Here is an 18,909-nt window from a genome sequence, read left to right as displayed (position 1 = left end):
TGACCCTCAGCTCCTGGGCGGTTCGGCCGACTTGGCGGCTCGGGCGGCGAGGCGGTCCATACGCGCGCGGGCCGACTCCAGTTCCTCGATGTCCTCGGCGGCCGGACCGCCCCCGGCCGTGAGCTCGGTCCACAGGCCGAGCAGCTCGCGGCCGAGGTCGAGCCCCAGCGCCGGATCCCGTACGGCCCGCCAGGCCGTGGCCGCGCTCTGGAGGCTGCCGTACGCCGCCTCCGCGTCCCGGATGCGGTGGTGCGTACGGGCCACGTCCAGGGAGAGACGGAAGGCGTGCAGCGGTTCGCCCGTCAAATAGGCGATGTACGCGGCGAGTTCGCGCATCCGCAGCACCTCGGCGTGCTCCAGACCGAGCACCGCGGACGCCTCCGCCACGGTCCGCTCCGCAAGCTCCGCCGCCTCCACCGTCCGCCCCGCCTTCACGGCCTCGTTGATCCGGGCCATCGGCCCGGCGAAGGGGGAGGCGTCGGCGATACCGGCGGCCGGCGCGTCCCCGAGCACGGCTTCGGCCACGGCGTCGAAGCCTCGGGGCGGGGTGGGTTTGGGGTCGGGGTCGGGGACGTGCACGTCGGTGGGCGTTACGGCGCTTTGCGCTACGCCGGTGTGCGGTACGACGCTTTGCGGTACGTCGGCTTCCGGTACGGCGCCCGGCAGCGGCCTCGGCTCCATCGAGGGCGGTGGGCCGAACTCCCCCAGCGGCGGTGCGACCGTGCCGGGCACGGCGTCCTGCACCGGCCCGGGCAGGGCGCGCATCCGGAACGTGGGCGAGGCGTCCTGCTCCGGACCCGGCAGAGGCCGTAGGACATGCGTGGGTTTGTCCCGGTACGGCGCCTCGTTCGAGGTAGAGGTAGGTGACACCACCGGCTCCCCCGGCGGAGCCGTCCGCACGGGCTCCGCCGTGAACTGACTGGAGCCGTCCGCGTCCACCCGCAGCGGGACGACGTATCCGATGCGCTCGTCGTGGACCGTGGCGTGGACGGGGTGGCCGGAGGCGAGGGCGATGCGCTGGAGGTGGGTCAGGACGGCGTGCTGGATCTCCTCACCGGGGGCCGCGCTGACGGGTACGCCGCCGATCGACGCGCCGCCCGCGCCGGGACCGACGGCAGGGACGCGCACGTCGATCGGCGTGGCCACGGGGGCCGCCGAGGCCGCGGCGCGCTTCTGTTCCCGCTTCTTCGCGCGGCTCAGTCGAGACATCGCTTCCCTCACTCGCATGCGTCGGGGAGTGCGCGGACAGCGCGTTCGGGTCCCATGGTCGGTCCCATGGTGCTCCCTCCCGCGGTCCGCCCGCCCCGGCGGCGTCACGGGTCCGGCCGTACCGGCCGGACCCGTGATTCGGACACGTCGTACATGTACTGTCGAGTCTCTCCGGCCGCGCGCGGCGCCGACGTCACCGTGGCGTCACAGACTCGTTCCAGGAGCTTGTGCCACGTCACAGCGTTCTCATGCCTGCCGCGAAGATCGGTGGCGTGACGAGGGAGGTGTGCGGGCATGCGCACGGACATGCACGTGCAACAGGGCCGACGGCCGGAGCCCGGTCCGGAGATCTGGATCCGCGGGCCGGTGGCTCTTCCCGAGGAGCCGCCGCCCTCCCCCGCCGCCGGCGCGCCCCGGCGCTTCTCCTGGGTCGGCACGCACGGCGGGGCCGGTGTCTCCACGCTCGCCGCGGTCTACGGCGGCCACGACTGCGGGCGCAACTGGCCCGGGCCCGCCGACCCCTCGTCGGTGCTGCTCGTCGCCCGCACCCATGCGTCCGGACTGGCCGCCGCCCTGGGTGCCGTCGAGGTGTTCCGGCGCGGGGAGGCTCCGCACGGGCTCGACCTCGATGCCGTGGTCCTGGTCGCGGACGCGCCGGGGCGGCTTCCACGGCCGCTCGCCGAGCGTGTCAAGGTGATCGAGTCGGTCATCGACGTGTACCGGGTGCCGTGGGTCCCCGCATGGCGGCTCGGCGACCTGAGCGGACAGCCGCCTCGGGAGACCGACGCGTTGACGCGGCTGACGGGGCGCGCTCGCTGAGGTTGGCGGTGCGAGTCGGCTGTGGGGGCGCAGGCCTGGCCCTGCCCGCCTGACCGGCCAGGTCTGCGAGGGCGCAAGAGCCTTGTGAGCGGCCTAGTGGCTGGCCACGCGGGTGCCACGCGGAGAATCAGCCCATGACGACCGCACCCGGTCCCGGCTCGCCTGCCCCCCTCTCAGCCGAGGAGATCGCCTCAGCCGTACGCGCCCGCACCCTCCGCGCCGTCGACGTCGTCGCGGCCGCGCTCGAACGGATCCGACGCGCCGATCCCGTCCTGTGCGCCTTCATCGAGGTGTGGCAAGAGGAGGCGCTCGAGCGGGCCGGCGAGGTGGACGCGCGAGTGGGCGCGGGTGAGTGGCTGCCGTTGGCCGGCGTGCCGATCGGGGTCAAGGGCCGGCACGGTCTGCGCACCGCGGGCCCGCTGCTCGAGGCGGGGTGTGTGCCGGTGGGGGCGACATCCGTTCCGGGGCCGGGAACTCCCTGGCAGACCTGGGGACTTGGCCGGTACGGCCGTACGGTCAACCCATGGCGGTACGACCGTACGCCGGGCGGCTCCTCGGCCGGTTCCGCGGCGGCGGTGGCGGCGGGGCTGGTGCCGCTCGCCACCGGGAGCGACGGGGCCGGGTCGGTGCGGATTCCGGCGGCGTGGTGCGGGGTCGTCGGGCTGAAGGTGAGCAACGGGCGGCTGCCGTCGGCCGACCGTACGGGGCTCATGGCGCCGGGGGTGCTGGCGCGGTGCGTGGGGGACGCGGCGGCCTACTGGAGTGTGATGTCGGGGGCGTGCCGGGGAGCAGTGCCGGGGGACGGGCCGCATGCCGATGCGGTGCCCGGCGAACGGGGCGAGCCGCGGGCGGGCACTTCGGCCGTGGCGACACCCGGCGCGGCAGCAGTGACACCGTGCGAGTACGACGCCCCGACCGCCGTATGGTCCCCCGACCTCGGCTTCGACTCGCCCGACCCGGACGTCGTCGCCGTCGCCCATGCCGCCGCCGTACGGCTTGCCGAAGCCGGCGCGATACGGCTCGTGCGCCCGGTCGCTCCCCTCCGCCTCGACGACCCCGCCCCAGCATGGCTCGCCCTGCGGACACCGGGCGCGGACCCGGCCCTCGCTCACCGCGTCAAGGCCGTGAACGACAGCCGCCTGGACTCCCTCTTCACCGAGGCGGAGCTGCTGCTGACCCCGACCACCCCGACCCCGCCGCACGGCCACGAAGGCCCCGGTGACCGGTACTCCACCTCTCTCACCTGGGCGTTCAACCTGAGTGGGCATCCGGCGCTCAGCATGCCGGCGGGCTTCGGCCCCGACGGCTGTCCGGTCGGGCTCCAGCTGGTGGCGGCCCACGGAGCGGAATCGCTGCTGCTCAGCGCGGCAGGGGTGACTGAGAGAGAGACCGGGCCCTGGGCATCTGCATGCATGCGCATATAATGCACATGCGATTAATTGTCGTACGCCGATCATCTGCCACACCGTGCCCACCGTTGTGACCGACCCTTTTGGGGGACCCAATGACCCGCCACTTCCTGTTCGTCCTCGGCAGCAGCCGCTCTGACGGCAACACCGAGCTGCTGGCCCGCAGGGCCGCCGAGCAGTTGCCCGAGAGCGTCGAGCAGCAGTGGATCGACCTGGCCGCGCACCCGCTGCCCGACTTCGAGGACCTACGGCACGACAGCGACCACGTGCGCCCGACCAAGGGGAACGTGGCGCTGCTGCTCGACGCCACGCTCGCGGCGACGGATGTCGTGATCGCTTCCCCGCTCTACTGGTACTCGGTGTCCGCCCACGTCAAGCGCTACCTCGACTACTGGTCGGGCTGGCTGCGCACACCCGGCCTCGGCTTCAAGGCGAGCATGGCCGGGCGCACCCTGTGGGGCGTCACCGCGCTCGCCCATGAGGAGCAGGAGGTCGCCGACCCGCTGGTCGGCACGCTCAACAACTCCGCCGCGTACATGGGGATGCGCTTCGGCGGCGTACTGCTCGGCAACGGCAGCAAGCCCGGTGACGTACTGAACGACGCCGAGGCCCTCGCCCGCGCGAAGACGTTCTTCGCCCAGGAGGCACGGCTCGCGCGCTTCCCGTACGAGACCGACTGAGCCCTGCGGCCCTACGCCGTGACGTCCTTCGCCGTGAACCTCGCCCACGCCGCCGAGCCGAACACCGCCGCGTAGAGGGCCTGGATGCCCAGGTTCTTGACCAGGTCGTCCCAGTAGACGGGTTCGCGCATGAGGTCGGCGAAGGACAGCCAGTAGTGGGAGAAGAAGTACGGCTGTATCGCGTGGAGCTGGGGTATCTGGTCGAGGATCTGGACGGTGATCAGCAGGCCGACCGTCGTCGCCATCGCCGCGATGCCGCTGTTGGTCAGCGTCGAGACGAACAGGCCGAGGGCCGCGACCCCGATCAGTGACACGGCGACGACCAGGGCGATCAGCAGCGCACGGCCGAGGCCTTCGGCGAAGCTGATCCGGGTGCCGGAGATGGTCGTCAGGTCGCCGAGCGGGAAGAGCAGCGCCCCGACCGTGAGGGCCGAGACCGCGACCACGAGGGTGGCGACCAGGCAGAAGGCCATCGTGGTCGCGTACTTGGTGAGCAGCAGGCGGGTGCGGCCGGCGGGGGCGACGAGCAGATAGCGGAGGGTGCCCGCGTTCGCCTCGCCCGCTATCGCGTCGCCCGCAATGACGCCGATCGCCATCGGCAGGAAGAACGGGAGCGTCGCGGCCAGCGCGGTGAAGACCAGGAAGAGACCGTTGTTGGTGATCTGGGAGATGAAGGCCGGACCGCCGCCTTGCGGGCCGCCGCCCCCCGCCGACGAACCGTCGCCGGTCTCGATCTTCACGGCGATCCCGACCAGGATCGGCACGGCGGCCAGGACGCCGAGCAGCGCGAGAGTGCGCCAGCGCCGGAACGTGGTGATCAGTTCGCTGCGGAGGAGACCGAAGGTCCACAACGGGTTCGGCCTACGGTTCGACGGACCGGATTCAAGGGTGGCCTCAACCTGCGACATCGAACCCCTCCCCCGTGAGCGCCACGAACGCGTCCTCCAAGGAGGCCCGTTCGACACCGAAGCCGCGGACGCGGACCCCGGCGGTCACCAACGCCGCATTGACGTCGGCGAGATCACGATCCGGAGGTTCCGCGGTCACCCGGTCGTCGGCGATGACGATGTCGCCCGCGCCCTGCTCCTTCAGCACCCGGGCCGCGTCCGACGGGTCGGGCGTGGTCACGACGAGCCGGCCGCGCATCCCGGCCGCCAGCTCCGCCACCGCGCCCTGGGTGATCAGCCGGCCCTGCGCCATCACCGCCGCGTGCGTGCACACCTGCTCGATCTCGTCGAGGAGGTGCGAGGAGAGGAAGACGGTCGTGCCGTCGGAGGCCAACTCCCTGATCAGGGAACGGATCTCGCGCATGCCCTGCGGGTCGAGGCCGTTGGTCGGCTCGTCGAGAACGAGGAGCCTGCGCGGCTGGAGGAGCGCGGCCGCGAGCCCCAGTCGCTGCTTCATGCCGAGTGAGTACGCCTTCGCCTTCTTGCCCGCGGCGGCCGTCAGGCCCACCCGGTCCAGCGCGGCCGCGACGCGGGCACGCCGGGTGCGCGGATCGGCGGTCGGATCGGCGGCGTCGTAGCGGATGAGGTTGTCCCGGCCGGAGAGGAAGCCGTACAGGGCGGGCCCCTCGATGAGGGCGCCGACGTGCGGCAGTACGGCGCGCGCGGCCCGGGGCATGGGCTGCCCGAGGACGTGCGCGGTACCGGAGGTGGGCTCGATGAGACCCATCAGCATGCGGATGGTGGTGGTCTTGCCGGAGCCGTTCGGCCCGAGGAAGCCGAAGACGCTGCCCGCCGGGACGGTCAGATCGAGACCGTCCACGGCGAGCTGCCCGCCGCGGTAGCGCTTGGTGAGCGCTCGGGTGGCGATCACCGTGTCGCCGTTGCCGGTCTCACCGGTCGGACCGGTCTGACCGGCTTGATCGACCCGGCCGACCCGACCCTGTTCAGCCCGAGGGCCCCGCTCCGGCTGAACGAGCCCCTCGGACCGAGCGGTCTGCTCGGCTGGGTCCGCCTGAGGACCGTGGTCCGCCTGAGCGGCTCGGTCGGTGTGACCGGCGCGACCGGCGTGACCGGCGTGACCGGCGCGAGCGGCGGGACCGGCCTCGTCGGTTTCCGCGGCGGGCAGTTCCTCCATACGCTCCTCAGGCTCCTCGGTTCATCGTGCGTGTACGCCGGTCGGCTCCGGGACGGTCACTTCGCCGAGTTGGCCGCCTTCACGAGCGCGTCCTTGTCGACCGCGCCCACGTAGACCTTGCCGTCGTCCGTGACCAGTGCGTTGATCAGCCGGGTCTGGAAGACCGTGCCCGAGCCGAACTTGCCGCTGACCTTGTCGCCCAGGGAGTCGAGGAAGCCGCCCAGGTCGCCGCCGGCTTCGGCGCCGGAGGGCACGCCCTCGCCGCCGGTGTCGAAGACGGCCACGGAGTTCCAACCCTCGCCGATGACGTCGGGACCGCCCTCGGGCGCCTTGCCGTGCTCGTCGTCGGACTTCAGGCCGCCGAGTTCCTTGTCGAGCTCCTTGCGGAGTTCGTCCTCGGACTTCGCGGAGCCGTGTTCCGCGGCCGCCCCGTCGAGCTCGCTCTCCTCGGTGACCTTCGCACCCTTGGGCGGGGTGAAGTCGAAGGTGGAGGCGGCCGGCTTGGCGAAACTGACCTGGGTGAATCCCGCGTCGACCACGGCCGCGCCGCCGCTCGACGGGGTCAACGTGAACTTCAGCGGCATACCGGTCTTGGCGTCCACGGCCACGGTGATGGCACCGACCGTGGTCCCGGACTGCTTCGGCTTGATGAGCAGCCGGTACGCGTCCCGGCCCGCGACCTGGGCGGTGCCGTCGACGGTGACGGACGTGGTGTCGTCGACCGCCTTGAGCGCCTCCTCGGCGAAGTCCTTGGGCGTGGCGGGAACGTCTTCCTTCTCCTGCCCGCCCTTCGCCTCCTCGGCGGTGCCGTGGAAGACCTCGTTCGACCTGCTGTCGTAGCCCCAGACGTCCTTGCCGTTGTGAATGAGGCTGTACTCGGCGGCGTTCTCCAGCAGGGAGAGCTTCTGCCGGTCCGGGCCGTCGGCGGCGACGCGCAGGGTGTGCGTGCCGGACGCGAGCTCGGTGAGCTTGGCCGTGGGATCGGCGGACGATCCGTCACCCGACCCCGACCCCATGGCGCCGGAGGCGAGGCTCGACTCCAGCCCACCCAGGTCGGGCAGGCCCAGATCGGTGGTGATCTTGAAGGTGCCGGACATCTGCTGCACGTCCGACTGGGCGATCTTCTCGATGAGTTGCTGCGCGGTGATCTCCGGCAGGTCCGGGTCGCCGGAGTCGGCGATCGCCGGGACGAGCCCGATGGTCGCCGCCGCGACTCCCACGACCGCGACCGGGACGACGTACCGCGCGGCCTTGCGCCGCCCCGCCCGCAGGTCGTCGCGCAGGTCGTCGCCCTCCGCGGCGGTCGTACTGTCGTCGGATGCGTACGGTGCCATGTGTGCCTTACCTCCGTCGTCGGCGGCGGCTGTCCGTCTCTTGTGCTCGCCCGCGAGTCTTACGACCCCGCACTCGTCCACCCCTGAGCCGCCATTCTCACCCGAATCGGTGAGGAGTGGTGATTTCCGTGGTTTCCATCTGACCAAATAAGTCAGGGAGATTCGTCAACCTCCGGAGCCAACTCCGCGTACACCTGCGGTATGACACATGGAGGCGGCGCCTCCCCCGACCCGTAGGGGTCGGTGCGGGGAGACGCCGCCGGATGTCGCCGGACGCCGCCGAACGGCTCCGCGGGCTAGCCGTTGATGAACACGTAGTCGGCCTGGTACGGCACGCCGACGATGTCGCCGGGTGTGCACGAGCCGGCCGGGGCGACGCCGCCGACGGTGTTGAGGCGCAGGATCTCCGCGGTGTCGGCGAGCAGGCCGTGATGCTTGCCGGACTGAGTGGCCTTCAGGTCGAGCTCGGGGATGTTCCCCTCCCCGTTCGGGGTCCTGGAGATGACCGACCCGGTCACCGCACTACCGTCCCGCGCGATCCACTGCGGCGTACCGGAGTTGGGTGCGACGAAGGAGTGCGCGATACGGCCGCCGAGTACGGCGCTGACGTCCCGCTGGGCGAAGGCGTATCCACCGCCCTCGGCCGGCTTGCACTCGTAGATCTGCTTGCCCTTGATGACGGACGCCTGGAAGTTGTCGAGCGCGTCGCGGAAGTCGAACTCGGCGACGGTGACCTTGTGGAGCTGCCCCCGTACGGCACCGCCCGGGAACTCGGCGGTGTGGAGGTTGGCGTAGAACGAATTCGGGTCGGTCTTCAGGGCGTCGAGGAGGGCAGGGTCCTTCACGTTCACGGTGCCCGTGAGGCTGTGGCCCTTGGTCTTGCCGAGGAGGCCGCCGAAGTCGACCTTGATGCCGCCGTTGGTGCCCTTGGCGCCCTGGTGGAGGTGGAGGGCGGTCGGCTTGCCAGTGCCGCGCCAGGTGACGGCGACGGACACCTTGTCGCCCTTGACCTTCACGAACTGCAGGGCGGCCCCGTCCTTGTCGCCCACGGCGGGCCCACCCGGGACGGGCACCTCGTTCGCCCCGCGAAGGCCGGCGGCGAGGAGGGTGCCCCCGGTGCCGCCATTGACGGCGCCACTGGCGGTCCCACCACCGGCGGTCCCACTCCGACTCACGATCCCCTGCGTGTCGCCTCCGGCGTGGCCCGCGTGGTCAGCGCGGCCGCCTCCGGCGGCGAAGGCGGGAATCACCGCGGCGGCAACGCCACCGGCGGCGGCCACCGCGACAGCGGTGACGATCAGGCTCTTACGGCGCTTCGAGAACGTCGTGTTCATGCCCATGATGCAGTTTTCTCCCCGTAGTGCAGCTGACGCCCCCTGCGTCAGCTTCTGGGCATGAATACGGAGGTGATCTCAGTTTGGACTCAGTCCAGCTTTGTGATGCGCGTCACATGCACGTGGGGGCACCTCTCGACGCCGGTCACTGCATTCCAGCCCGTCCGGCGTCTGAGGAAAAGTCCGCAACCGCCGCATTCAGCCCGTCCGGCGTTTGAGGACAAGGCCCCTTCAGGGCCGGAGCGGGGGTCTGGGGGCGGCAGCCCCCAGGAACGGGGTCGAAGGGGCAGAGCCCCTGGAGGATGGGACGGGTAGGGGCGGCGGGGGCGAAACCCCTCACCCAGCCCGATGCACCACGGCGTCGCACAACTCCATCAACGCAGCCTTGGCATCAATGTCCGCCAACGGCGCCAACGCAGCCCGCGCATCCTCCGCATACCGCACCGTGTCCCGCCGAGCCTGCTCCAGCGCCGGATGCACCCGCAACGCCGCCAACGCCTCCGCATGCCGCGCGTCATCGCTCAGGTCGGAGTCCAGCAGCTCGCACAGCGCGACGTCCTCCGCCAGCCCCAGCCGCTCGGCCCGCTCCCGCAACCGCAGCACCGGCAGCGTCGGAATCCCCTCCCGGAGATCCGTCCCCGGCGTCTTCCCGGACTCATGGGAGTCACTCGCGATGTCCAGCACGTCATCCGCCAGCTGGAAGGCGACCCCCAGCCGCTCCCCGTACTGGGTCAGCACATCGACCACCGTCTCGTCGGCGCCCGACATCATCGCCCCGAACCGGCACGACACCGCCACCAGCGACCCGGTCTTCCCGCTCAGCACATCCAGGTAGTGCTCCACAGGATCCCGCCCGTCCTGCGGCCCCGCCGTCTCCAGGATCTGCCCGGTGACCAGCCGCTCGAACGCCTCGGCCTGCACCCGCACCGCCTCGGGCCCGAGGTCGGCGAGGATGTGCGAGGCCCGCGCGAACAGGAAATCCCCGGTCAGAACGGCGACCGAGTTCCCCCAGCGGGTGTTCGCGCTCTCGACGCCCCGCCGAACCGCCGCCTCGTCCATCACGTCGTCGTGGTACAGCGTCGCCAGATGGGTCAGCTCGACCACCACCGCCGACGGCACGACCCCCGGCGCGTACGGGTCCCCGAACTGGGCGGTGAGCATCACCAGCAAGGGCCGGAACCGCTTTCCACCCGCTCGCACCAGATGCTGGGCGGCCTCGGTGATGAAGGGGACCTCACTCTTGGTGGCTTCGAGCAATCCCTCCTCGACAGCCGCCAATCCGGCCTGGACATCGGCTTCCAGAGCCTGGTCCCGCACGCTCAGCCCGAACGGCCCGACGACGGTCACGAGGGGTCTCCTGTCTGCTGGTGTCTACTGGCGGTTACACGGTTTGTCGATAGGTCGCTGCCATCACTCAAGTCAGCGTATCCGGTCACGTTTCGATCACCGATGCCGCCCACCCGTCCACCACGGGCGGTATCGGATCACGACCGGTATGTTTTTGATCACCTGATAAGGCCGGACATCCATCGACTTATAGGGATGTACCCGCCTGTGCCCCGATCCCTCGTCGTCATCCAGCCAGACAGGGGCCCTCCACCCCGCGACGCCCACACCTCCCCCGACCGGCCCAGAGGCGCGCTCGCCCCGCATCCTCATGCCACACCCCACGGACGCGACCTCCTCGAGCGACATGGGCAAGCCATCCCCGGAGCCATCGCCTCCACCCCGCCCTCAGGGCACCCCCTCACCCCCTCCGGGCGGCATCCAGGCACACCGACGCCACCCCTCTCAGGCCACAGCCCTCACGCCCGAGCCGCTCAAGGCGATCGCCACGGTCGACACGACCGGCACAGCCGGCGCCACGGACGATCACCAAGACAACGACGCGCACTCCACGGGAGGTTCCGCCTTCGCGGTCGATATGCACAACCGAGGCCCTTCAGCCCCGAAGTGGGCGAGCACGCCGGGGCGTTGGAGCACCCGAAGGCACCCCCGCGCGGTCTTCACCCTGAAACCGGCGGGAGCTCCCCGGAACTTCCGGGCGAGGCGATCCACGATGAGGACGAAGAGGCCCTTTTCCATCGGACACGGGATAAACGGACTTCACGGACAGCCAGTTAAAGGCGAGTTGGACCCATTGCCCGATTTGCCGCTCTTGTGGATGCCAGTGAGTTGAGTCACGCGGCCGCGCTCAAGCACCCAGACCGGCACGCCCCATACCTCCTTGCCTCAAGCGCAAGTTGAGGCTTGGCAACCGCAAAGGATCAAGCACCCCATACACACCAGACCATGGTCAACCGGCACGACAGGCGACCATGGCACTTGTTCCGGGCATGTGCTCTCGCATACGTTCCCGCTCAGTCGGGCGGACGCCGAATCCTGCCGCCGCCCGAGTCATCCATCGACGCACTCACACACGCACGGCAGGAGCGGGGGACCCAGGTAAGTCGCCGAACCGGCCGCCTTGATGGCGTACCGGAGCGGCTCGGGGTGAAGTCGCGCTGCCGCAGGGCGGCGCGGCCGGGCATCTCCCGCCCGAACCCGACAGCTCACCTCGCAGGCGTCGGAGAGGAACAGCGCCATGGCCCGAGGCAAGCACCGCCGCCCCCGCACCAACCCGCTCACCCGACACGTCGTCGCCGCCGGAACCGGCACCGCCGCTCTCGCCCTCCCGCTCCTCAGCGCGACCACCGCGAGCGCCGCGGAGCCCGCCGCCCAGGCCCCCACGCCGACGAAGGTCGGGTCGGTCACGTACACCACGAAGAAGGGCGACTCGCTCTACGGGATCGCGGACCGGTACGACGCGCAGGGCGGCTGGCGGCAGCTCTACAAGGACAACCGCAAGGCCATCGGCGACAACCCCCGGCTGATCCACCCGGGCGTCGACCTGAAGGTCCGGGCGACGAAGAAGGCGAGCACGACGGCCGGCAAGGCGTCCGCGCCCGCCAAGAAGTCCTCCGTGGCCCGCGCCACCCAGTCTTCCGTCAAGACGTTCCCGAACAACCTCGACGGCTGGATCCGCAACGCGCTGGACATCATGGAGCAGAACGGAATTCCCGGGTCGTACGACGGCATTTACCGCAACGTCATGCGTGAGTCGTCCGGCAACCCCACGGCCATCAACAACTGGGACTCCAACGCCGCCGCGGGCACCCCGTCGAAGGGCCTCCTGCAGGTCATCGACCCGACCTTCGCCACGTACCACGTGCCGGGGACGGTGTACGACCCCTTCGACCCCGTCGCGAACATCGTGGCCGCGTGCAACTACGCGGCCGCGCGCTACGGCTCGATCGACAACGTGAACGGCCCCTACTAGGCCAGGAACAGGTCAACAGCCCCACTAGGCAGCGAACCAGCCCTACTGGGCAAAGGTTCCCTACCGGGCGAAATCGGCCATACTGCCCGTGAAGAGTCTTTCGAGGACGACGGCGATGCCGTCGTCCTCGTTCGACAGGGTGATCTCGTCGGCGACCGCCTGGAGTTCGGGGTGGGCGTTGGCCATGGCGACGCCACGCGCGGCCCAGTCGAACATGGGGATGTCGTTGGGCATGTCACCGAAGGCGATGGTCTCGTGCGGACCGAGGCCGAGATGCTCGGCGGCAAGCGCGAGACCGGTCGCCTTGGTGATGCCGCATGGCTGGAGTTCGACGGTCCCGGGCCCCGACATGGTGACGGTGGCCAGGGAGCCGACCACCGAGCGCGCCGTCGCCGCCAACTCGTCGTCCGACAGGCTGGGATGACGCAGCAACACCTTGCTGATCGGCTCGCACCACAGATCGTCGCGGCGCTGGACACGTACGGCGGGCAGGGTGGGGTGGGGCATCAGGTACCCGGGTTCGATGAGCGTGAGCCCGTCGACGCCGTCCTGGTCGACGGCCGCGTACACCTGCCCCACCTCGGCCTCGATCTTGCCGAGCGCGGTCTCCGCCAACTCCCGGTCCAGAGTGACGGACCACAGCAGACGGTCCGCGCCGGCGTCGTACAACTGCGCGCCCTGTCCGCACACCGCGAGCCCCCCGCTGCCCAGTTCGTCGAGGAGCGGCCGCACTCTGGGCGCCGGGCGCCCCGTCACGACGAGGTGCTGCGCACCGGCCGCCGCCACCAGCGCGAGCGCGTCGATGGACCGGTCCGAGAGCGTGTCGTCGCCTCGGAGCAGGGTCCCGTCCAGGTCAGTGGCGATGAGTGAATATGCGATAGGTGCGGCCATGATCAGAGAATACGGACAGGACGCCCCATCGACTCGACTCGAACCGGACGGCTGCTGTGTTCACATGTGTTGACACCTGTTCCGGTTGTGGGCCTGGTTCCGGTTCTGCTCCCGGCCCTGTCCGCCGTTGTGCTTTCCCGCGACAACTTCCTTCCGCTTGTGGCGATTTCACCCCCATGTGGTGCCCGCGGGCTCTTTGATGGTGGTGTTGATGCGGTTGAACATGTTGATGACGGCGATGGTGAGGATCAGCGCCGACAGCTCCTTCTCGTCGAAGTGATCGGCCACTTCGTCCCACAGCGCGTCCGGCACCGACTCGTGCGAACGGTCCGCGAGCCTCGTCATCGCCTCGGTCAGCTGCAGCGCGGCCCGCTCGGCATCGGTGAACCAGGGCGCCTCGCGCCAGGCGGAGACGGCGTCGATCCGCTCCTCGCTCACCCCTGCCTTGCGCAGGTTGCCCGCGTGGCCGTGCACACAGGCGCCGCACCCGTTGATCTGGCTGGCGCGCAGCCCGACGATCTCGGCCAGCTCCTGATCCAGGCCGCCCTCGCCGATCGCCTGGAGGAGGGTGCCGACCCCCTTCCCCGCGCCCGAGAGGATGTACGCCGGGTTGGTCATCCGTGCCTGCATGGTTCGTGCCTGCATGGTTTCGTGCCTCCTGTGTCAGTGCTTCCGTCTTCACTGCACTGACGGAGCGGAGGAAGCAGTTGTGACCGGCACGCCGAAGATCTTTTTCGGAGGCCGTAACGTGTGGCCCGACCACATGGCACATGGAGCGGATGAGAGTGAGGCAGCACCCCATGCCCCCCTTCGATCTCCCCGAGGGCGAACCCTTCGGCGCGCACAACCTTCCGTACGGCGTCTTCTCCCTCCCCGGCTCGGACTCCGCGCGCAGGGTCGGCGTCCGGCTCGGCGACCACGTCCTCGACGCGGGCAAGGCGGCCTACGCGCTCGGCTCGCCGTACGCCCCGCTGCTCGCCCAGAAGTCCCTGAACCCGCTGCTCGCAGCGGGCCGCACCACCTGGTCGGACGTACGGCGCGCCCTGACGGCGTGGGTGACGGTCCCGGCGCACCAGGAGGCCATCGCGGACCTCCTCCATCCACTGTCCTCCGTGACCCTGCACCTCCCCTTCGAGGTCGCGGACTACGTCGACTTCTACGCCTCCGAGAACCACGCCCGTAACGTCGGCCAGATGTTCCGCCCCGACGCCGCGGACTCCCTCACCCCCAACTGGAAGCACCTGCCGATCGGATACCACGGCCGCTCGGGCACGGTCGTCGTCTCCGGCACGGATGTCGTACGGCCGTCCGGCCAGCGCAAGGCGCCCGCTGATCCGGCGCCGGTCTTCGGTCCCTCCGTCCGCCTGGACATCGAGGCCGAGGTCGGCTTCGTGGTCGGCACACCGTCGCAGATGGGCAAGCCGGTTGCGCTGGGCGACTTCCGCGAGCACGTCTTCGGCCTGTGCCTGCTCAACGACTGGTCGGCACGCGACATCCAGGCCTGGGAGTACGTCCCCCTCGGTCCGTTCCTCGGCAAGTCCTTCGCCACGTCGGTGTCGGCGTGGATCACCCCGCTGGACGCGCTGGAGGCGGCCCAGGTGGCCCCGCCGGAGCGGACGCACCCCTTGCTCCCGTACCTCGACGACTCCGGCCCCGAAGCCGAACCCGGCGGCTACGACCTGCGCATCTCGGTGGCCGTCAACGGCCACGTCGTCTCCGAACCTCCCTTCTCCACCATGTACTGGACAGCCGCCCAGCAACTCGCCCACATGACCGTGAACGGCGCCTCCCTGCGCACCGGCGACCTGTACGGCTCGGGCACGGTGAGCGGCCCGACGGAACGCGAGCGCGGGTCGCTGCTGGAGCTGACGTGGAACGGCCGGGACCCACTTGAACTCCCGGACGGCAAGCGGACGTTCCTGGAGGACGGCGATGTGGTGACCCTGTCCGCCTGGGCTCCGGGCCCGGACGGGATCCGGGTGGGGCTGGGCGAGGTCACGGGGCGGGTCGTGGCCGAGTGACGCCGGAGTCCCGGCCCCTGCAAGCTCCCGAAACCTCGATCCGCGCCGACGCCGGTCATCCGACCCGACACCGGTCATCCGACCCGACGCCCGTCATCCGACCCGACGCCCGTCATCCGACCCGACACCAGTCATCCGAAGCGACACCGGTGATCGGGCCAACCACCGGCCCCCGCCCGGCGGTTCGCGGCCGCGGCACGGAGGCCGGGCGGGTAGGTGATCGGCCCCGCACAGGGTATTCGGCGCGTCTTTCCCCCTGACTCCTGCGATGGTCACCGTCATACTGGCTGGCGGTGGGAAGCGATCCGCAACCGGTCGTCGCGGCCCACCGCCCCGCACAGCCGCCCCCGCACCTTCCCTGACCAGGATCCGGAGCCCTTGGCATGACCGTCTGCCTGCTCCTGTTGAGCATCGTCGCTCTGACGGCCGCCGTACCCGTCCCGCGAGCGCTGACCCGGGCCACCTGGCCCGAGCGGGAACCGGTCGTCGCGCTCTGGGTGTGGCAGTGCCTGGTCGCCACCGTCCTGCTGTGCTGCCTGACGGCCCTGGCCCTGGGCACCGCCGCCGTCTTCGGCACGGTGCGCACCCAGCTCTTCGCTCCCGCGCCACCGTCGGTGACCGAGGCGTACGACCTCTCGTCCGCGCCCGTCTGGGCGGCCGCGCTCACCGTGTTGCTCGCCTGCGGTGCCGCCTGGACGACCGCGATGCTGGCCCGCGAACTCGTCGAGGCACGTCGGCGACGCGGCCAGGCCAGGGCCCACCTGCGTGAACGCGCTCCCGACCTGCCCGCCGGCCTGGGCTCGGCACGGGGCCCGCTGCTGGTGCTGGAGGACGAGTATCCGGACGCCTGGTGGATGCCCGGCAGCCCGCCCCAGCTGATCGTCACCACGGGCGCCCTGCACCGCCTGACCGACCACCAGCTCGACGCCGTCCTCACCCATGAACGTGGCCACGCCCAGGCCCGCCACGACTGGCTGCTGCACCTCTCCACCGCGCTTGCCACCGGCTTCCCCCGCATCCCGTTGTTCGCCCACTTCTGCGACCAGACCCACCGCCTGGTCGAACTGGCCGCCGACGACACCGCCTCCCGCCGCTGCGGTCACCTCACGACCGCCCTGGCCCTGATCGAGCTCAACCAGCACCGAGGCGTCCTGTCCTGCGCCAACAGCCACCGTCTGCTGGGCGAGCGCGTGGACCGGCTCCTCGAGCCGCCGCCGCGTCTGGGCCGCCGCGACCGTGCCCTGACGACTGCCGTGGCCGCGCTGGTACCGCTGCTCCCGCTACTGATCACGTTCGCCCCGGGACTGACGGCACTGAGCTGACACCGAGCCTGGCCGCGATTCCCCTAATCCCGCCTGGCCCACGATTCCGCCGGGCCCACCGATCCCGCCTAGCCCGCCAGCCCACCTAGCCCACCGATCCCACCTAGCCCGCCAGCCCGCCTAGCCCACCGCTCCTGCTTCGCCCGCCAACCCGCCTAGCCCGCCTAGCCTGCGGGCAGTCGTGCCGCTGGGGCGGCACCCATCCCAAACAGAGGCGGCACTCCGCCAGCGCCGGGTTGTGCACCTGCTCCCGGTGGACACAGACACCGCGCACCCATCGGCAGAGGCCCCGCTCCCGACCTCTAGGCCCAGTCCTCCGGCTCCGGCTCCGCCTCCATCTCGGGCCACTCGCCCGCCTCGGCGGTCGACGTCCCCGCCCCGGCCTCCCCACGCACCGAGGCCAGCACCTCCAGCACCCCGCCCCCATACGTCGCCAGCTTCTTCTCCCCCACCCCGCTGACGCCCCCGAGCTCCCGCACCGACTCGGGCCATGCCATCACGATCTCCCGCAACGTCGCGTCATGGAAGATCACATACGCCGGAACACCCTGCTCCCGAGCCTGCTCCGCCCGCCAGGCCCGCAGCGCCTCGAAGGCCGGCACCAGCTCCTCCGGCAACTCGGCCACGGCTGCCTTCGCCTTGCGCTCACCGCGCCCGGAGCCCGCGGAACCCGACCCCGACGCCGCCCGCGAGGTCACCGGCTTCTTCGGCTCCTTCCGCAGCGGCACCTCCCGCTCGCGCCGCAGCACCGACCCGCTGGCCTCCGTCAGCACGAGCGTCCCGTACTCCCCTTCGACCGCCAGCAGCCCCTGCGCCAGCAACTGCCGGACGACACCCCGCCATTCGCCCTCGCTCAGCTCCTCGCCGATGCCGAACACGGACAGCTGGTCGTGATCGAACTGGATCACCTTCCCCGTGCGCCGCCCCAGCAGAATGTCGACGATCTGCACCGCCCCGAACTTCTGCCCCCGCTCCCGTTGCAACCGCACCACCGTCGACAGCACCTTCTGCGCCGCGATCGTGCCGTCCCAGGTCTCCGGCGGCGTCAGGCAGGTGTCGCAGTTGCCGCAGCCCACCGGATCGGGGTCCTGGCCGAAGTAGGCGAGCAGCTGACCGCGCCGGCACTGGGCCGTCTCGCACAGGGCCAGCATCGCGTCCAGGTGCGCGGCGGCCCGGCGCCGGAACGCCTCGTCGCCCTCGCCCGACTGGATCAGCTTGCGCTGCTGTATGACGTCGTTGAGGCCGTAGGCCATCCAGGCCGTGGAGGGCAGTCCGTCACGGCCGGCGCGGCCCGTCTCCTGGTAGTAGCCCTCGACCGACTTGGGCAGGTCGAGGTGGGCGACGAAGCGGACGTCCGGCTTGTCGATGCCCATCCCGAAGGCGATCGTCGCCACCACGACCAGGCCCTCCTCCCGAAGGAACCGGGACTGGTGCGCCGCGCGCGTGCCCGCGTCGAGGCCCGCGTGGTACGGCACCGCCTCGATGCCGTTGCGGGTCAGGAACTCCGCCGTTGCCTCCACCGACTTGCGCGAGAGGCAGTAGACGATGCCCGCGTCGCCCTCGTGTTCCTGGCGCAGGAAACTCAGCAGCTGCTTCTTCGGGTCGGCCTTCGGCACGATCCGGTACTGGATGTTGGGCCGGTCGAAGCTCGCCACGAAGTGCCGGGCCGTCGGCATGTTCAGCCGCTGGGTGATCTCCTGGTGCGTCGCCCGCGTCGCCGTCGCCGTCAGCGCGATCCGCGGGACGTCCGGCCAGCGCTCGCCGAGCAGCGAGAGGGCCAGGTAGTCGGGGCGGAAGTCGTGGCCCCACTGGGACACACAGTGCGCCTCGTCGATCGCGAAGACGGCGATCTTGCCGCGCGACAGCAGGTCCAGCGTCGAGTCGAGCCGCAGCCGCTCCGGGGCCAGGTAGAGCAGGTCGAGCTCGCCCGCGAGGAACTCCGCCTCCACGACCCGCCGCTCGTCGAAGTCCTGCGTGGAGTTCATGAACCCGGCGCGCACGCCGAGTGCCCGCAGCGCGTCCACCTGGTCCTGCATCAGCGCGATGAGCGGCGAGACGACGACGCCGGTGCCCGGTCTGACCAGGGACGGGATCTGGTAGCACAGCGACTTCCCGCCGCCGGTCGGCATGAGCACGACGGCATCCCCGCCGGCCACGACATGCTCGATGACCGCTTCCTGCTCGCCCCGGAAGGCGTCGTACCCGAAGACCCGGTGCAACGTGGCCAGCGCCTCGCCGCCGCTCGCCGGTACCGCCTCGGTCACCCTTGGCATCTCGCTGATCCCGCCCGTCGCACCCATCGCCATGTCCCCCGTACGTCGTCCCTCGACCACTGCCTCCACGATAGGGGCCGCCACGGACAGCGCCGGAGTTATCCACAGGCTTGGCCCGCCCGCTTCCGTAATCGACCGACTTCCTTGCGTGCTCGGCATGACTCCGCCCGGAGCGCGCACGGCGGCCCGGCACCCCCGAGAGGTGCCGGGCCGCCG

The 18,909-nt window shown here is 70.9% G+C and carries 15 protein-coding genes and 1 riboswitch; of the genes, 6 read left to right on the top strand and 9 right to left on the bottom strand.

Features of this window, described 5'->3' with window-relative positions; genetic code table 11:
• Positions 1 to 6: 6 nt before the first annotated feature.
• Positions 7 to 1,209, bottom strand: a complete 1,203-nt coding sequence (locus ACZ7L6_RS24005) for a tetratricopeptide repeat protein (protein ID WP_471927128.1) — start codon at positions 1,207 to 1,209, stop codon at positions 7 to 9.
• Between the two features lie 294 nt (positions 1,210 to 1,503).
• Between ACZ7L6_RS24005 and ACZ7L6_RS24000 the strand changes: the two genes are divergently transcribed.
• The 3 genes from ACZ7L6_RS24000 (at position 1,504) to ACZ7L6_RS23990 (ending at position 4,117) form a co-directional block, all read left to right on the top strand.
• The gene (locus ACZ7L6_RS24000) at positions 1,504 to 2,028 is read left to right on the top strand and encodes a DUF6668 family protein (RefSeq protein WP_471927126.1); all 525 of its coding nucleotides are present in this window, start codon (positions 1,504 to 1,506) and stop codon (positions 2,026 to 2,028) included.
• Positions 2,029 to 2,162: 134 nt separating this feature from the next.
• The gene (locus ACZ7L6_RS23995) at positions 2,163 to 3,452 is read left to right on the top strand and encodes an amidase family protein (RefSeq protein ID WP_471927124.1); all 1,290 of its coding nucleotides are present in this window, start codon (positions 2,163 to 2,165) and stop codon (positions 3,450 to 3,452) included.
• An 80-nt stretch (positions 3,453 to 3,532) separates the two neighbouring features.
• Positions 3,533 to 4,117 carry a flavodoxin family protein gene (locus ACZ7L6_RS23990; RefSeq protein ID WP_471927122.1) on the top strand — a complete coding sequence of 195 codons (585 nt, stop codon included), beginning with the start codon at positions 3,533 to 3,535 and terminating at the stop codon, positions 4,115 to 4,117.
• Positions 4,118 to 4,128: 11 nt separating this feature from the next.
• Here the strand turns inward: ACZ7L6_RS23990 and ACZ7L6_RS23985 are convergent, their stop codons facing one another.
• The 5 genes from ACZ7L6_RS23985 to ACZ7L6_RS23965 all read right to left on the bottom strand — a co-directional run bounded on the left by ACZ7L6_RS23985 (position 4,129) and on the right by ACZ7L6_RS23965 (position 10,214).
• Positions 4,129 to 5,025: an ABC transporter permease gene (locus tag ACZ7L6_RS23985; RefSeq protein WP_471927120.1), complete on the bottom strand. Its 897-nt coding sequence runs from the start codon at positions 5,023 to 5,025 to the stop codon at positions 4,129 to 4,131.
• Complete coding sequence (locus tag ACZ7L6_RS23980) at positions 5,012 to 6,199, bottom strand: ABC transporter ATP-binding protein (protein ID WP_471927118.1); 1,188 nt, start codon at positions 6,197 to 6,199, stop codon at positions 5,012 to 5,014. The genes ACZ7L6_RS23985 and ACZ7L6_RS23980 overlap by 14 nt, the downstream gene beginning before the upstream one ends.
• A gap of 56 nt (positions 6,200 to 6,255) precedes the next feature.
• Positions 6,256 to 7,533, bottom strand: a complete 1,278-nt coding sequence (locus tag ACZ7L6_RS23975) for a LolA family protein (protein ID WP_471927116.1) — start codon at positions 7,531 to 7,533, stop codon at positions 6,256 to 6,258.
• A 296-nt stretch (positions 7,534 to 7,829) separates the two neighbouring features.
• Positions 7,830 to 8,867 carry a CHRD domain-containing protein gene (locus tag ACZ7L6_RS23970; RefSeq protein ID WP_471927114.1) on the bottom strand — a complete coding sequence of 346 codons (1,038 nt, stop codon included), beginning with the start codon at positions 8,865 to 8,867 and terminating at the stop codon, positions 7,830 to 7,832.
• A gap of 336 nt (positions 8,868 to 9,203) precedes the next feature.
• Positions 9,204 to 10,214, bottom strand: a complete 1,011-nt coding sequence (locus ACZ7L6_RS23965; RefSeq protein WP_471927112.1) for a polyprenyl synthetase family protein — start codon at positions 10,212 to 10,214, stop codon at positions 9,204 to 9,206.
• Between the two features lie 1,048 nt (positions 10,215 to 11,262).
• A riboswitch (cyclic di-AMP (ydaO/yuaA leader) is annotated at positions 11,263 to 11,446 on the top strand.
• Positions 11,447 to 11,451: 5 nt separating this feature from the next.
• Here ACZ7L6_RS23965 and ACZ7L6_RS23960 point away from each other — a divergent pair.
• Positions 11,452 to 12,186, top strand: coding sequence for a LysM peptidoglycan-binding domain-containing protein (locus ACZ7L6_RS23960; RefSeq protein ID WP_471927110.1), 735 nt, complete (start codon positions 11,452 to 11,454; stop codon positions 12,184 to 12,186).
• A gap of 60 nt (positions 12,187 to 12,246) precedes the next feature.
• On the opposite strand, the gene ACZ7L6_RS23955 is transcribed toward ACZ7L6_RS23960, so the two are convergent.
• Entirely contained in the window at positions 12,247 to 13,077 is an 831-nt protein-coding gene (locus ACZ7L6_RS23955) for an HAD family hydrolase (RefSeq protein WP_471927108.1), read from the bottom strand.
• A 168-nt stretch (positions 13,078 to 13,245) separates the two neighbouring features.
• A complete protein-coding gene (locus ACZ7L6_RS23950) occupies positions 13,246 to 13,707 on the bottom strand; it encodes a carboxymuconolactone decarboxylase family protein (protein WP_471927520.1) in 462 nt (153 codons plus the stop codon).
• Positions 13,708 to 13,877: 170 nt separating this feature from the next.
• On the opposite strand from ACZ7L6_RS23950, the gene fahA reads away from it, so the two are divergent.
• Together fahA and ACZ7L6_RS23940 are read left to right on the top strand one after the other, a co-directional pair.
• Positions 13,878 to 15,098, top strand: a complete 1,221-nt coding sequence (gene fahA, locus ACZ7L6_RS23945; protein ID WP_471927106.1) for a fumarylacetoacetase — start codon at positions 13,878 to 13,880, stop codon at positions 15,096 to 15,098.
• A 383-nt stretch (positions 15,099 to 15,481) separates the two neighbouring features.
• Positions 15,482 to 16,420 carry a M56 family metallopeptidase gene (locus ACZ7L6_RS23940; RefSeq protein ID WP_471927104.1) on the top strand — a complete coding sequence of 313 codons (939 nt, stop codon included), beginning with the start codon at positions 15,482 to 15,484 and terminating at the stop codon, positions 16,418 to 16,420.
• Between the two features lie 302 nt (positions 16,421 to 16,722).
• Here ACZ7L6_RS23940 and recQ read toward each other — a convergent pair whose 3' ends face one another.
• The gene (gene recQ / locus ACZ7L6_RS23935; RefSeq protein ID WP_471927518.1) at positions 16,723 to 18,720 is read right to left on the bottom strand and encodes a DNA helicase RecQ; all 1,998 of its coding nucleotides are present in this window, start codon (positions 18,718 to 18,720) and stop codon (positions 16,723 to 16,725) included.
• Between the last annotated feature and the right edge of the window lie 189 nt (positions 18,721 to 18,909).

It is taken from the genome of Streptomyces sp. NPDC107522 (genome assembly GCF_055657525.1).
Note: the sequence above shows the minus strand (reverse complement) of the source record. Positions and strands in the feature narration are given on the sequence as shown.